The sequence below is a fragment of the Carboxylicivirga linearis genome, assembly GCF_018271995.1.
Taxonomy (GTDB): Bacteria; Bacteroidota; Bacteroidia; order Bacteroidales; family Marinilabiliaceae; genus Carboxylicivirga; species Carboxylicivirga linearis.
The window spans coordinates 92,724-108,299 of sequence record NZ_JAGUCO010000007.1 but is presented as its reverse complement, the minus strand read 5'-3'; the positions used below and the strand labels follow the sequence as shown (position 1 = coordinate 108,299).

Sequence of the window (15,576 nt, the reverse complement as noted above, 5' to 3'; positions counted from 1 at the left end):
AATATAAGGACAGCCTTGAATATTTCATATTTTTTCTAATTTATCGAGCATGTATTATCATCAAACATATAAGTAACAACTTGCCCGGTTGTTCCATCTATAGCAGAAGGATCACCACCATCATTACGATATTCAATAACACCTTCATTTGGTACAAACTCAGCATTCCACCAATCAGGTATCCATTCATGATCAACATACGACCTTATACTTGCGTTACCTGTTAAAGCAGGTGAAGTAACTGTTTTAGCAGTATTGTCTACTGTAAACATATTAGCTTCAACATCTTCAGTCCATCCACCAAAAGCATCTCCAATACCGTATACTTTAACTTCAGTAACAGATACCTTTGTTGTACCACCTCTTAAGTCGATAACAATAGTATACATACCAGATGCAGTAATACTCATATTTCCACCATTATCAGATACTGTTTGTCCATTGGCATCAAATTCTGTCACTTCGCCAAAGCCAACATTTGGACTTTCCCAGTCTGCTGCTGAAATTTTAAATCCTTTGTCAGCTTCTAAATATGCTATTTTCCAGAATACACCTAAATTAGCATCACCTCCGGCAATCTTATGCATTACAGCTTCAGCTTTTGTTCCAGGCGTATCCCAACCATAAGCAGTAGCATCTCCTACCAAATAAACAGCTTCCGGATATTGAGTGTATTCTTCAATTGTCACTGTTTTAGCATCACCATTAGCAGCATCAATTTCTATAGTTATAGTGTACTCTCCTTTCTCAGTCACTGAGAAATTACCATCTTTATCAACTACTTTATCTGAACTATTTTCAACATCCAAAGCACCATAACCAACATCAAAACTAATGTCGTTTTGAGGAGCTGCAACGCCATTTAATGTACGAAGTTTAAAACCTTCATCAGCTTCTAAAATTATACCGGTCCAGGTCCAGGTAAATAACGAACCACTTGCGGTTGGTTTACCTTCGTTATCAGGCAGTAAAACATTACCCCAATTCCAACTACTTCCATCAGCGGTAGCATCTGGATTATCAGCACTTACACCTGTTCCTACAGCATCTAAAACAACATCGGTCCAGTTAGTTAAATCACCTGCTGAGTTTTGAACAATAGAGAATGTTTCATTGGTAACATCAAGCGTTATTGTGTAATTACCACCTAAGGTTAATACATTAGCACCATCTTGAGTTAATTCAACACCTTCAGCATTTTCTATCACTTCTGAATCGCCTGTTAATCCATAATTATATGCCCAAGCATCATCACCTTTTTTCGGTGCTCTAAACTTAAACTCGCCCGGAGTCATATCTAAATTAATGGTGTAAACATCATTATCTTTGTCATAGGTCATATACTGGTCATTGGCCTCGTCCCATCCACCAACTGCTGATCCAATCACTGTCCATGGCTCAGCATCGAAATAAGTGGTAACATTCATTTCTATGGTCTCCGTAGCAAGATGATGATTTGCGCTCACTCTTAAAACAATATCATGAGCTTCTCCATCAACAAAACCAGCTGCCAACAAAGCTTTATTAAAATCTCCAACAGTTACTTCATGTGGTGAAGATATACCAGACGCAATAACATAATTTTTTGAAAAATCGCCTCCTTTAATATCTACATCAATTGAATATTCCTCAACAACAGGAATAACAAAATCAGCATCGGACCATTCAAAAGTCGCAAATACATTTTCTTCATTAACTTTTTCCAGAATATAGGTCCCTCCTGTTTCTGGAGCAGATAGTTCCGGATTAACAGCATCTGCTGGTACTTCAACTTTAAGATCCTCCTCGCACGATACAATAAGACCAAGTAACAGTAATAATGCAGAATATATTTTAAAATATTTCATTGTTTCTGTAATTAAGATTAATAATTCGGATTCTGTACAAGGTTAGGATTTGCAGTAATATCAGTAAATGGTATTGGCATTAAGTTATATTTTGCATCAACATCCTTTCCACTTAAACTATTACCTTTTAATGGCCAATTGTATCCTGAAGTGAATTTGCCAAAACGAACCAAATCAGTACGACGATGACACTCCCAATACAATTCGCGAGCACGCTCATCCAAAATCCAATCTAAATCAACATTAGTTGGCAAAGAAACTCCTGCTCTATCTACAATTTCTTGCAGATAAGATAAACTCTGAGCGGATACACTTCCATCTAAACGCAAATCAACCTCTGCTGCCATTAAATAAGCATCAGCCAAACGAAATACAGGAACATTTACATCAACCCAATCAGAGCTACCTTCATTCGTACCAAAACCACCACTTCTTGTACGGTTTTTGTATTTTACAACTGCATATCCATGAGTAAACTGATCTTGTTGATCAATCTCTAGTTGTTGACCTTCGGTAAACCAAAGCGCACGACCATCAGCAGCATCAAACTTATTAACTAAAGCTTTAGTAGTTCTATTACCACCCCAACCATTGGCCATACCATATTCATTTGGAGTCATTTCTCCACCAATAGAGGCTGCAATTACATAGGTCATTCCACCGTATGAACGCGAAACATCTCCGTCAAAATTAATTGAATAGATAATTTCACTATCTGCTGAATAGTTATCTGCCAAGAATAACCTTTCATAAGGAGTGTATACATCAGTTACTTCAGAATCAGTTATTAAACTATAACCAGCTGAGGTAATCTTATTTAAGTATGTTCTTGCTTTTGTATAATATTCAGAATTAGTTTCTCCTAAATAAACACTATGGTTTAGATATAATTTAGCCAAAACCATCCAGGCTGCTGCTTTATTAGCTTGTCCGCCCATTGATTGACCAACATCCAGTAATACTTGAGAATCATCCTCAGTATCGCCAACAATAGCCATCAATTCACTTTCGATATAGTTAAATAACTCAGGACCTCTGGCTTCACCAGCCGGCAATGGAAGTACTGATCCAATAGGACTATCTTCTGTTACAAAAGGAACTCCGTTACCGAATAAATCCAACGCATGCCAGTAAGCAAGTGCTCTAAGAAATCGAGCTTCTGCCATATATTGAGGAAGATTTGTATATTCTTCTTTACCCAGTGAATTTGCCTGACGAATAAACTCATTGGCTAACGATACCTGATAGATTGCTCTATAATAAAACTGACGAATAAAACCATTGTTTGCTCCCCAATCCAACTGACTTATATCGGGCAAATCACCATCATTCCAACCATTAACAGCCTCATCAGTTGGTAATTCCTGACAAACAAAATAAGCTCTCCAATATTGACTATGTCCTTCATCAAAACCTACCAAATCGGGATCACCTGCAGGACCTGTCTGACCTGAGACAGCAAAACCGGCATAAATTTTAGTTAACACCTGATAGAAAGCCTCTTCAGAATCCAGAATTTTATCAGCTGTAGCCAGATTTGGATCAATTGGAGTAACATCCAAATCATTCACACACGCTCCAAGACCAAATACCAGAGCAAGTGCAAGAAATACTTTATATATATTAAATACTTTCATATTCTTTCAAAATTAAAATGTAACATTTACACCTAACAAAAATGTTCTTGGACGTGGATAAACATTGTTATCAATACCACCACTAACTTCAGGATCTAATCCTTCATATCCTGTAATTACAAATGCATTGTTAACGGAACTATATACACGCATTTTGAATGAATTATTCAATAAATCACTCATATCATAACCTAAAGTGATATTATCCATTCTAAAGAAAGATGCCTTTTGAACATAGTAAGATGACAAATATTGAGCACTATTAAAGTTTGTATTAAACACGTCTCTGTTTAAATTATTTAAATACTCACCACTAATCTGCATACTATTATACCACCCTGTATTAGAAGCCATGTTATTATAAACATATTGCCCAAGATTAGCGCGTCCTACCAAACTAAAATCCCAGTTTTTATAAGTAAGAGAAGTATTTAATCCCAGCATTACTTTTGGAGCCGATTGCTTATACACCATAAGGTCACTCTCATTAAATTCTCCATTCTCATCTCTATCAATATAAACTCCTTCAATAGGGTTACCATCATTATCGTAAACTTGCTGATATACAAAGAATGAACCTGCTGCCTGACCAACCTGATGTATTTGTACAAGGTTACCTGTTCCACCACTTATACCACCAGTTTGAACACCTAAATAATTAGGATCTTCAACTCTTGTTAACTTAGTGATTTCATTTTGGTTATAAGTTACATTAGCACCTATATCCCAGGTAAAATCATTGTTTTGAATAGCTGTTGCATTAACAGTAAATTCAAAACCCTTATTCTCTAAACTACCCACATTAGTTACCAACTCATTTGTTAAGTTAGCACCTGCTGGAACTGGTATTTGATTCAATAAATCTTTGGTCTCACGAAGATATACATCTAAAGTACCGCTAATTCTATTATTTAAGAATCCATAGTCAAATCCAACATTATATGTAGTTGTTTCCTCCCACTTAAGGTTTTCATCGTAGCCATTCGGACGAATAGTTGTCATTGGAATTCTATCATAACTTCCAGTTAGACTATTATAATACATGTATTGGGCAGTTGGCTGACCTGATTTGTAGGTTCCAAAATATCCATAATCAGATCCAATATCCTGCTGACCTGTCACCCCATAACCTACTTTCATTTTTAAGGTTGACAGAACATCAGAGTTTGACAGAAATGATTCTTCTTTCATATTCCATGCAAGAGCAACTGATGGGAATAGTCCCCAACGATTTTCTTCCGAGAAACGCGATGAACCATCGTTACGTAAGGTAAAAGTAACATAGTATTTATCAGACAATATATAGTTTAATCGACCAAAGAAGGAAACCAGGTAATTTTCATTTCTTGTTAAATTCTCAGGATCTCTTACATATTCGCCATCCTCATTAGGCAAATTAAACCAGGAGCCTGAAGTATTTTCAGCCCAGAAGTGTTGCCATGAGTAACCTCCCATTACATCAAAACGAGAATCGATTGATGGAAGAGCTTTGGTATATTGCAAATAGAAGTCTAATAACTTATTTTCTTTTTTCTGAACATAGGTATTATAACCACCTCCTCGTAGATATGCATCTGTGTCCCAAGCTGCACCAGGAAGTGTCTGTATACCATCATCATCTTTACCTTCTGACATGTCAAGACCTAAATTTAAGTTGGCTCTTAAGTCTGGTAAGAAATGGAATTTATAGTCGAACTGTGCATTACCTACAAAACGGTTTACTTTTGATTTATCAACTCTTTGATCAATTAATGCACGTGGGTTATCCGGAGCATTACCGTTTGGTGATCCATCAGGACGCGCCCAGGCAAAATAACCACCATAAGCTGCATATTCATCACCTCGAATAACTTGTGTTGGATCCATTGAAATGGCTGCTCCAACTGCTCCCTGATTTGAGAAGTTATTATTAATAAACATCCCTTTTGCCGCAATATTTACTCGTAAATGATCATCAAATAATGAAGGATTCAAGTTTAATGAAGCAGTGGTTCTTTCCATACTCGACTCATCTAGAATACCATTGGTATTATTGTAACCAACAGAAAGTCTGTACGGTAAATTTTCAACAACCATACCCGAAAGAGCCAAGTTATGATCTGTACTTATGGCATTTCTGTACACTTCATCCTGCCAATCTGTATTAGCTGTTCCTAATAAACCTACATTACCAGGAAATTTATCTGCCAACACTTCTCTATACTCATCAGCAGAAAGCATATCTAATTTGCTTGCTGGAGTTGCTACAGATACATTACCAGAGTAATCAACCTGTAAACCAGAAGCTTTACCTTTTTTAGTGGTAATTAAAATAACACCGTTTGATGCACGAGAACCATAAATGGCAGTAGCTGATGCATCTTTTAACACGGTAAATGTTTCAATATCGTTAGGATTAACAACATTTAAAGGGTTACGCATTCCTGATACACCACTATTATCTAACGGAACTCCATCAATAATAATTAAAGGATCATTTGAAGCACTTAAAGACGATCCTCCTCGAATACGAATAGTAGCACCTTCTCCTGGAGCACCACCACCGTCGGTTATTTGAACACCGGCCACCTTACCATTGATTAATTGCTGAGGTGAACTTAAAACACCCTGATTAAAATCGTCAGCACTTACTGTTTGAATAGAACCGGTAAGGTCTTTCTTTTTACTGGTACCATAACCAATAACTACTACCTCTTCCATTCCAATTACATCGGCGTCTAAAGCAATATTAATCTGAGATTGATCTCCAATAACAGACTCCACATTTTTATAGCCAATAAATGAGTAAACAAGTATTTGTCCCTTATTGGCTTTTAGGGTATATGTACCATCAGGAGTAGTAATTGTACCAATAGTAGTACCTTTTATAGCCACTGTTACTCCGGGCAAAGGCATACCATTACTTGCATCTGTCACAACTCCTGTAACAGTCATTTCCTGTGCATTAATATTTAGAAAGCTAAAAAATGCCAGAAAAAGAAACAGTAACTTAAACAAATTGGACTGTTTTTTCATAAAACATAGATTTTCTTGATTATTAATAAACATTAGAATCCATTTTAAAGGATTTCAGTGGATTTATGACTTAGCAACAATGCTAATACCTTTAAAACAGTGTTTATTGTATTGAAATATCATTGCAAACTTATGAAGTTTCAATCAAAAAGTATACACTTTTTAACATTGAATTACATTAATTTTCCAAATATCTCTCCGCAATCGTTTGCGATGACGATTGCAAAAGCATTTTTATGATATAAAACATGTTTAAAAAGAACGGTCAATTTTCCGAAAACGTTTGCAATAACAAGCATTACCCAAGAACCTACATTAAGCATACAATAATAAGATGTTCCTTTTAAGATTACTATTTAAGAAATCAAAGGCTCACAGCTTATTAACATCAATTAACAAATATCAAGTCATGCATCAGCCCCCTTTAAATGGTAGAAATACGAACGTTTGTCTTCTTTAGAATCAATCAAATTTATTATCTTTAACAAATGAGCTGTATAAAGGACATACCTTTATTATCCAAGAAGACAATATGAAATCACATCCTATTACAATAAAAGATATAGCCAGGGTTCTTGGTATTTCACCTTCAACCGTTTCAAGAGCTTTAAAAGACCATCCAGATATTAGCCCTAAAACCAAGCAATTAGTTCAGACCTTTGCCGAAAAAGTAAATTACAGACCGAATGCTTTAGCTTTAAGTCTCAGAAGTAGTAAAACCAATACCATTGGTATAGTAATTCCTGAAATAGTGCATCATTTCTTTTCTACCGTTATTAGTGGCATTGAAGATGTAGCCTATGGAAAAGGCTTTAATGCAATTATTTGCCAAACAAATGAAAACTACCAAAGAGAAGTAATTGATTTACAAGCTCTAATCGACAATAGAGTAGATGGCATACTGGTTTCTATGAGTAAGAACACCCACGACTTTGCTCATTTTCAAAATGTGCAGGAAAATGGTGTTCCAATGGTCTTTTTTGATCGAATTTGTGAAGCTATTTCTACCGATAGGGTTATTGCAGATGACTTTGAAGGGGCAAGAATAGCAACCAAACACCTGATTAGCAAGGGATGTAAAAAAATAATGCACCTTTCAGCTCCACAACATTTATTAATAGGTAAAAATAGAAAAGAAGGTTTTTGCAGTGCCATGAAAGAACACCAGCTAGAATGCAAGGAACAGTTTATTGTGAAATGCGATACCCGGGAATCTGTTTTTGCTAAAGAAGACGAAATACTCAATCTGGCCGGTAGCATTGATGGCATTTTTGCTGTTAATGATAGTACTGCCATAGCCGTCATGCAGGTGCTTCAACGCAACGGATATAATGTACCCAAAGACATTGCTGTTGTTGGCTTTGGCGATGGCCCTATTGCAGATATTGCCTATCCTCCACTATCAACCGTTGAGCAAAAAGGCTATATAATAGGACAAGCAGCCATGAATCTTTTAATCGGTCATATTGAAGAGACAGCTATTGATGGAGAGTTTGAAACAAAGATCTTTACTCCTGAATTAGTAGAACGCACCTCTTCTCAATTAGGTAAGACTATCTAAAAAGAACTTCAGCATTATTAACTAAAAGAAAACATTACCTTAATTAGTAATTGACAATGATTAGATAGTTTTCCGAAAACGTTTGCGAAAAAATTAAATTATTATATTGAAAAAAAATTAAAGATTTTTAACCACCATCGCAAACGTTTGCATTCTGTATCACATCTGAAAACTATACCTTTACACAAAACAACCGCAACTTTTTTAGAGGTAACATTTCTTCATAATTATTACATTTGTATTGGATTTATGTAAAAAGTGACTTACCTGCTAATACCTTTAACTTAAAGCATCAGTTTTAAGAATGGTATATTATTCTGTTGAAATCTCAAATAACATCATTTTAGTGGTACAGTAGTTATGCTGTAAATAGATGTATCTGGAATAATTAATATTAACTCAATCAGTTGATGATTTGAGCCTATGTTAATTACCATTATAAGAGATACATCAATCAATATTGTGATCATTGATAATAGATAAAAGATGAAGAAACTACCAAAACTATCTTTTTGGCAAATCTGGAATGTAAGCTTCGGCTTCCTTGGAATTCAAATGGGTTTTGCACTTCAAAGTGCCAATGTTAGTCGAATTCTTTCCAATTTAGGTGCCGACTTACATGCGCTACCCCTTTTTTGGATAGCAGCACCGTTGATGGGCTTAATAGTACAACCTATTGTAGGTTCGGCAAGTGACCGCACATGGAATCGATTCGGACGAAGAGGCCCCTACATTTTAGGCGGGGCAATTGTCGCTGCTATTTCCATGTTTTTAATGCCTAATGCATCAGTCGTGGTTTCTGTTATGCCTGTGCTATTATTTGGTTTATTTATGTTTGCCTTAATGGATGGCTCATTTAATATTACTATGCAGCCATTTCGGGCATTGGTAGCCGACATGACACCATCAGAACAAAGAAACCTTGGGTATTCAACTCAAAGTTTCTTAATTAATGCTGGTGCAGTATTAGGATCCATACTTCCTTTTATCCTTACCAACGTACTCAATATTGCTAACACTTCAGATCCCGGAACAGTAGCTCCATCCGTTATCTGGTCCTTTTACATTGGTGGAAGCATTTTACTTCTTTCGGTTATTTGGACTGTTCTACGAACAAAAGAATATCCGCCAGAGGAATATGCTGAATATAAAGGATTGGATCAAACAAAAGAAACAGATCCTCGCTACAAAGGATTTATCGGATTCTTTCGACTTTTGAGAATTACACCTAAAACAATGCTCCAACTGGCCATTGTTCAGTTTTTCTCGTGGTTTGCACTTTACATCATGTGGGTGTATACAACACCTGCCGTTTCGCAACATGTTTGGGGCGAAGCCATTGGTGAAAGTGCATCTCAAGGAGCTCAGGATGCTGGTGATTGGGTAGGAATTTTATTTGCAGGTTACAGTTTATTTGCCGCTTTGTTTTCAACCCAAATGTCGAAATTAGCAAACCAGTTAGGAAGAAAAACTGTATACAGCATAACCTTATTAATCGGAGGAATAGCTTATATCTCTACCCTATTCTTTCAAGGAGGTGATATGGTACATTTGAACCTTTTATTTACACAGGTTGATGTTCCTTCCAGCGCTGTAATGTGGATGATTCCAATGATTGGAATAGGAATAGCCTGGGCCGGTATTTTGGCTATGCCTTATGCTATTTTATCTGAATCAATACCTGCCGATAAGATGGGTGTGTTTATGGGAATCTTCAATTTCACCATTGCTGGTCCTCAGATCTTAAGCGGATTAGTTGCCGGATCAATACTAAAGTACTTCTTTGATGGAGAAGCTATTTTTATGCTTGTAATTGCAGGTGTTAGTATGATATTGGGTGCAATATCCGTCTTCTTTGTAAAAACAAATAATTAAGTACAGTCGTAAATCAAAAAGAAATCATGGGAAAGATAAAAGCTTGTCTATTTGACTTAGATGGGGTAATTGTGGACACAGCCAAGTATCACTATATAGCCTGGCGAGAATTAGCGAAAGAACTTGGATTTGACTTTACTGAAAAAGACAATGAACGCTTAAAGGGAGTTAGCAGAATGACATCCCTGGAAATATTACTGGAAATAGGTGGAGTAACTCTTACAGATGAAGAAAAACTGCGCCTGGCCGACAAAAAAAATGAAAACTACAGAACTTTTATATTAAAGATGAAACCGGATGAAATTCTTCCGGGCGCAAAATCATTTTTAAAAGAATTAAAAGCTAAAGACATTAAGATTGCATTAGGTTCTGCCAGCAAAAATGCCATGACAATTCTTGAACGACTGGAACTTACCAACCTTTTTGAGGCTATTATTGATGGAACAAAGGTATCTGAAGCCAAACCCAATCCCGAAGTATTTCTAAAAGGAGCTGAGGCTTTAAATGTACAACCTGAAGAATGTGTTGTTTTTGAAGATGCCGAAGCAGGAGTTGAAGCAGCTCTAGCAGGCAATATGAGATGCGTAGGAATTGGTTCTGCCAGCGTATTAGGAAAAGCCCATATGGTAGTTGATGGGCTACATCAAATGGATTACAATAAACTAATCAGTTTAGAAAAGGAATAGCTAATTGATTGATTTAAGTGTTTGCAGAAATGTTTACAACTGATAAACCTTAAAAAAGTAGAAAATGAGAGAATATTTAATCCACGATGAGTGGAACATTATAGAAGAGGGATTTCAACCGGAAAATCATAAATCATCAGAGAGTATATTTAGTTTAGGTAATGGAAAAATGGGTCAAAGAGCCAATTTTGAAGAAACCTATACTGGCCCAACCTTACAAGGGAGCTACGTAGCTGGAATCTATTATCCGGATAAAACCCGCGTTGGTTGGTGGAAAAATGGTTACCCTGAGTATTTTGCCAAGGTTTTGAATAGTCCCAATTGGATAGGTATTGACGTTCAGATAGACGGTCACTTTCTGGATTTATACACTTGTAAAACAGAAAATTTCAGACGTGTTCTGAATATGCAGGAAGGATTTTTACTTAGGGAATTTACGGCTATAATGGACGATGGCAAAAAAGTAGCGGTAACAGCTAAACGTTTTGTTAGCATGGCTGATACAGAAATTGGTGCCATTCGCTATTCTGTTACTCCGTTAAATTTCGAAGGTAAAATATCATTCACTCCTTATCTGGATGGAGATGTGGAGAATGAAGATTCCAACTACGATGAAAAATTCTGGAATCTAATTGATATGGAAGCTCACTCCGGAGAGGCATACATAGTAACTGAGACAAAAAAATTAGGTTTCAGAGCTGGTTTTGGTATGATGACAAAAACATTTATTCAAGGTGTTGAAGTTAAGATCCAACCAGAAATAATGAAAAAAGAGGCCTGGGTCGGAAATCGCTTTGAAAAAGAAGTAAAGGAAGGTGAAGAGTTTTCTATAGAAAAAATAGTGGGTGTAACCAGCTCGTTAAATTATAGCAAAAACGATATTCTGGTTGCAACTAAGAAATCAACAAAGGCTGGATTTGATAAGGGCTTTGATCAACTCTTCTCATCTCATTCTAATGAATGGAAGCAAAAATGGGTACATAGCGATATAAAAATAGAAGGAGACATTGCTGCTCAGCAAGGTATTCGCTTTAACATCTTCCATCTTCATCAAACCTACACAGGAGAGGATGAACGATTAAACGTTGGACCTAAAGGGTTTACTGGTGAAAAATACGGTGGTAGTACCTACTGGGATACGGAAGCATATTGTATACCATTTTTTATTTCTACTGCTCCTTCAAATGTAACACGTAACCTACTCATTTATCGTTACAAACAACTCGATAAGGCTATTGAAAACGCTGAAAAGCTTGGTTTTAAAGATGGTGCTGCTCTTTACCCTATGGTAACCATGAACGGCGAAGAGTGTCATAATGAGTGGGAAATCACTTTTGAAGAAATTCATCGTAACGGAGCCATTGCTTTTGCCATTCACAATTACATACGTCATACTAACGACTTTAAGTATCTTGAAGAATATGGATTGGAAGTATTAATTGGCATTTCACGATTCTGGAGCCAAAGAGTGAATTGGTCGGGTGAAAAGAAAAAGTACGTAATGCTGGGGGTTACCGGACCTAACGAATACGAGAACAACATCAACAACAACTGGTATACCAATAAAATGGCAACCTGGTGTATGAAATATACAACCGAAGCCATTGCAAAAGTAAAGCAAAATAATGCTGATGCATTCAATCAAATCTGCAACAAAACAAATTTTAAAGCAGAAGTAGAGTTAGCCAAATGGAAAGAGATTACCGACCAGATGTATTTCCCTTTCAATGAAGAGATTAATGTATTTATGCAACAGGACGGCTATATGGATAAGGAGCATATACTGGTAAAAGATCTGGATCCCAAACAGCGCCCTATTAATCAATATTGGTCGTGGGATAGAATTTTACGTAGCTGCTATATCAAACAAGCCGATACTTTACAAGGTATTTATGTTTTAGAAGAAGAGTTTGATCTGGAAACAATCAAGCGAAACTTCGAATTTTATGAACCTCGCACCGTGCATGAGTCTTCATTATCTCCTTGCGTACACTCCATATTAGCAGCTAAAATAGGCTTAACCGATAAGGCTTATGAGATGTATCTGCGTACTTCTCGTCTCGATATAGATGATTACAATCATGAAGCTCATGAAGGTTTGCACATTACTTCAATGGCCGGCACGTGGATGTCTGTTGTAGAAGGATTTGGAGGTAAACGCGTTTATGATGGAAAACTTTATTTGAATCCGATCATTCCAAAACAATGGAAGAAATATGCTTTCCGACTTACTTTCATGAATAATGACTTGGAAGTTATTGTTTCGAAGGATAAGATTGAAGTTGTTTCTCATTCCGACAATCCAATTGAACTGTATGTATACGGCAAATTAATTAAAGCTGAACCTCATCAAATAGTTGAAACTGAAGCTCACTAAATACACTTGGTATTCAATGAAAATGGACGATGAATAGTTTATTTAATAAAAAAAGGAGTCATAAGACTCCTTTTTTTATTAATATTACACCGGGGAAAAACGTTTTGCTTTTTCATTAACTATTACTATATTATTGAAAAAGAGCTTCAACCAATTGTAACCATGAACCGCATAGAAAAAGTTATAATCACCTTACTATCTATTTTAGTTTCAGTTAGTGCTGTTGCACGTAACATCGATGTAAATGTTCAACCTGCGAACTGGTGGACTCAAATGAATAGGAATATTATTACTCTCACCTCTTCTGCTGAATTTGATGGTAAAGCCTATGCAACAATCAATTACCCTGGTGTTAAAATTTTAAAAACCTATAGCGATAAGAATAACAAATTCCTATTTATCGATATCGAAATATCAGAACAAGTATCAGCTGGAACGTTCCCCATCAACTTCAGAGACTCGCGTGGAAATACAGGATCTTTTGAATTTAGTATACAAAGCCGTTCTACCTATATACAACAGGCTTTATCGAGCAAAGACATTATCTATCAAATTGTTCCTGATCGTTTTAGAAATGGAGATACCAAAAACGATAAAATAAGTGGCTATTTTGAAGTAAATGATCGTACCAACCCAATGGGTATCCATGGCGGTGATATTGCTGGAATCACATCTTCAATTGACTACATATCCAACCTGGGTTTTACCTGTGTTGATATTCTACCTGTTTTTGAAAGCAACCTGATGACTATGTCATACCAAAAAAATGGTATAACTGATAGTTACAGTATTGACAAACGCCTGGGAGAGACTTCAGAATATTTGAATCTTATTAATTTATGCCATCAGAAAAACCTGAAGGTTATGAAAACCATGATATTCCATCAATTAGGTAAATATCATCCATTTAGTATCAATCCTCCTTCTAATTCTTTCTTTCATAATTCTGAATTTAAATACGAGTCTACTCATAAGGTTATTTCAACGGATCCATATTCATCAGAATACGATAAAAAAATAGCCTATGGCACCTGGCAGGAGTTAAATATGCCGGTTTTAAATCAAAGTAACGAAAGTGTGCAAAACCTGCTCATACAAAATTGCATTTGGTGGTTAGAAACATCTCAGGTTGATATTTTAAAAATAGACGAAATTAACCGCAATTCTCCTGCTTTTCTAAAACATCTGTTTGAAGCTGTTCATAGTAATTTTCCAAATATTTCAATTGTATCTGACCATTCTCCTTCTGATATTAATATCAATTTCTGGCAAAACATTGCCATAGCTTCAGGCTTCACAAAGGAACAAATTCATATTACCGATTATCCAATTGCCGAATCCTTATCTGATGCCTTTTCAATTTTCAATGAAAATAACCAAGGTCTCCAAGCAATTTATACAACAATAACTGAAGATTATAAATACCAATATCCATATGGTAATATTGTAATGGCTGATAATCATCACCTATCTCGCTTGTTTTCAGATGCAGATAAGGAATTAAATCAAGCTAAGATGATGTTAGGCTATATACTAACAACCAGAGGTATTCCGAGCGTATTTTATGGCACAGAATGGCTACTTGATGGATTAATAAATAAAGGCAAAGGATTTGTAAGAAAAGATTTTCCAGGCGGCTGGTCAAACGATAACAAGAATGGATTCACTCAAACAGGTTTCAATATTCAGGAAGGTGAATTTTACAATTACTTTTTGAGATTAGTCAATTGGAGAAATAAAAATAGCGATCTATTCACGGGTGATTTTGTACAGTTTGCCCCGGAAGATGGGACCTATGCTTACTACAGGAAATATAATGATAAAGCTGCCTTTATTTTTATCAATAATACAGAAAATCCAATACGAATCAACAATAAGAAATACAGTGAAATTTTAGACCAATACAAAACTGGCTATGACATTGTAAGTGAATCAACTTTTGATGATTTTACCAATTTATTAATCGGAGCAAAATCAATCATTATTCTACATCTTAAAAATTAGATAAGGGAACCGATTCTAAGATAGTATATTCAGGCCCATACTGACTTAATTGACTTTGGTATAAGCAAAGTTGTAAATTTTTCTGCTCTAACTCTAATTTACATTCTGATGCCCTAATTATCTTCGCCACATCTTTTACTCTTCTTATTCGTCCTAAAGTTAAATGTGGTGTGTACCTATATGCATCGTCATTGCAACCTATAGCTCGCAACATGTCATTCACTCTATCATATAAATCCAGCCATGGCTCAGTATTTTTTATATCTGCATAAATAACTTTAGGTGAATGTTTCGCGCCAAACAACTCCACACCATTAATACTCAGTTCAATGGGCTTCTCATATCTGATTTGAGCGAATTCTTGTTTTAGCAAATGCAATTTATTAACTGAAATATTTCCCAAAAACCTTACTGTAATATGCATTAACTCTTCTTTAACCCATGATACTTTATTCGGATATAAAAGAGCTCTGAGATATTCCAATTCATTCCGAAAATCAGTAGTTATTACAACTGGCACCCCAATAAAAATACGATACATAAGTGCTTGTGTTAAATTTATCTTAACGGACAT

General features: G+C 35.9%; 9 protein-coding genes. 5 read left to right on the top strand and 4 right to left on the bottom strand.

The genetic code is table 11. The features are described from left to right. Positions 1–35: 35 nt before the first annotated feature. Genes KEM10_RS11700 through KEM10_RS11690 form a run of 3 tightly spaced genes read right to left on the bottom strand, consistent with a single transcriptional unit; the run spans position 36 to position 6,499 of the window. A complete protein-coding gene (locus KEM10_RS11700) occupies positions 36–1,847 on the bottom strand; it encodes a SusF/SusE family outer membrane protein (RefSeq protein ID WP_212216187.1) in 1,812 nt (603 codons plus the stop codon). Positions 1,848–1,864: 17 nt separating this feature from the next. Continuing rightward, entirely contained in the window at positions 1,865–3,484 is a 1,620-nt protein-coding gene (locus KEM10_RS11695; RefSeq protein WP_212216186.1) for a RagB/SusD family nutrient uptake outer membrane protein, read from the bottom strand. Positions 3,485–3,496: 12 nt separating this feature from the next. Continuing rightward, on the bottom strand, positions 3,497–6,499 hold the full coding sequence (locus KEM10_RS11690) for a SusC/RagA family TonB-linked outer membrane protein (RefSeq protein WP_212216185.1): 3,003 nt from the start codon (positions 6,497–6,499) through the stop codon (positions 3,497–3,499). A gap of 532 nt (positions 6,500–7,031) precedes the next feature. On the opposite strand from KEM10_RS11690, the gene KEM10_RS11685 reads away from it, so the two are divergent. The 5 genes from KEM10_RS11685 to KEM10_RS11665 all read left to right on the top strand — a co-directional run bounded on the left by KEM10_RS11685 (position 7,032) and on the right by KEM10_RS11665 (position 15,002). Continuing rightward, positions 7,032–8,060, top strand: coding sequence for a LacI family DNA-binding transcriptional regulator (locus KEM10_RS11685; RefSeq protein ID WP_212216184.1), 1,029 nt, complete (start codon positions 7,032–7,034; stop codon positions 8,058–8,060). A gap of 486 nt (positions 8,061–8,546) precedes the next feature. Further along, on the top strand, positions 8,547–9,935 hold the full coding sequence (locus KEM10_RS11680) for an MFS transporter (protein WP_212216183.1): 1,389 nt from the start codon (positions 8,547–8,549) through the stop codon (positions 9,933–9,935). A 26-nt stretch (positions 9,936–9,961) separates the two neighbouring features. Beyond that, complete coding sequence (gene pgmB, locus KEM10_RS11675; RefSeq protein WP_212216182.1) at positions 9,962–10,621, top strand: beta-phosphoglucomutase; 660 nt, start codon at positions 9,962–9,964, stop codon at positions 10,619–10,621. A gap of 64 nt (positions 10,622–10,685) precedes the next feature. Beyond that, complete coding sequence (locus KEM10_RS11670) at positions 10,686–12,998, top strand: family 65 glycosyl hydrolase domain-containing protein (RefSeq protein ID WP_212216181.1); 2,313 nt, start codon at positions 10,686–10,688, stop codon at positions 12,996–12,998. Between the two features lie 162 nt (positions 12,999–13,160). Beyond that, positions 13,161–15,002 carry an alpha-amylase family glycosyl hydrolase gene (locus tag KEM10_RS11665; RefSeq protein WP_212216180.1) on the top strand — a complete coding sequence of 614 codons (1,842 nt, stop codon included), beginning with the start codon at positions 13,161–13,163 and terminating at the stop codon, positions 15,000–15,002. Here the strand turns inward: KEM10_RS11665 and thpR are convergent. Beyond that, a complete protein-coding gene (gene thpR / locus KEM10_RS11660) occupies positions 14,992–15,576 on the bottom strand; it encodes an RNA 2',3'-cyclic phosphodiesterase (RefSeq protein WP_212216179.1) in 585 nt (194 codons plus the stop codon). The two genes, KEM10_RS11665 and thpR, sit on opposite strands and share 11 nt — an antisense overlap.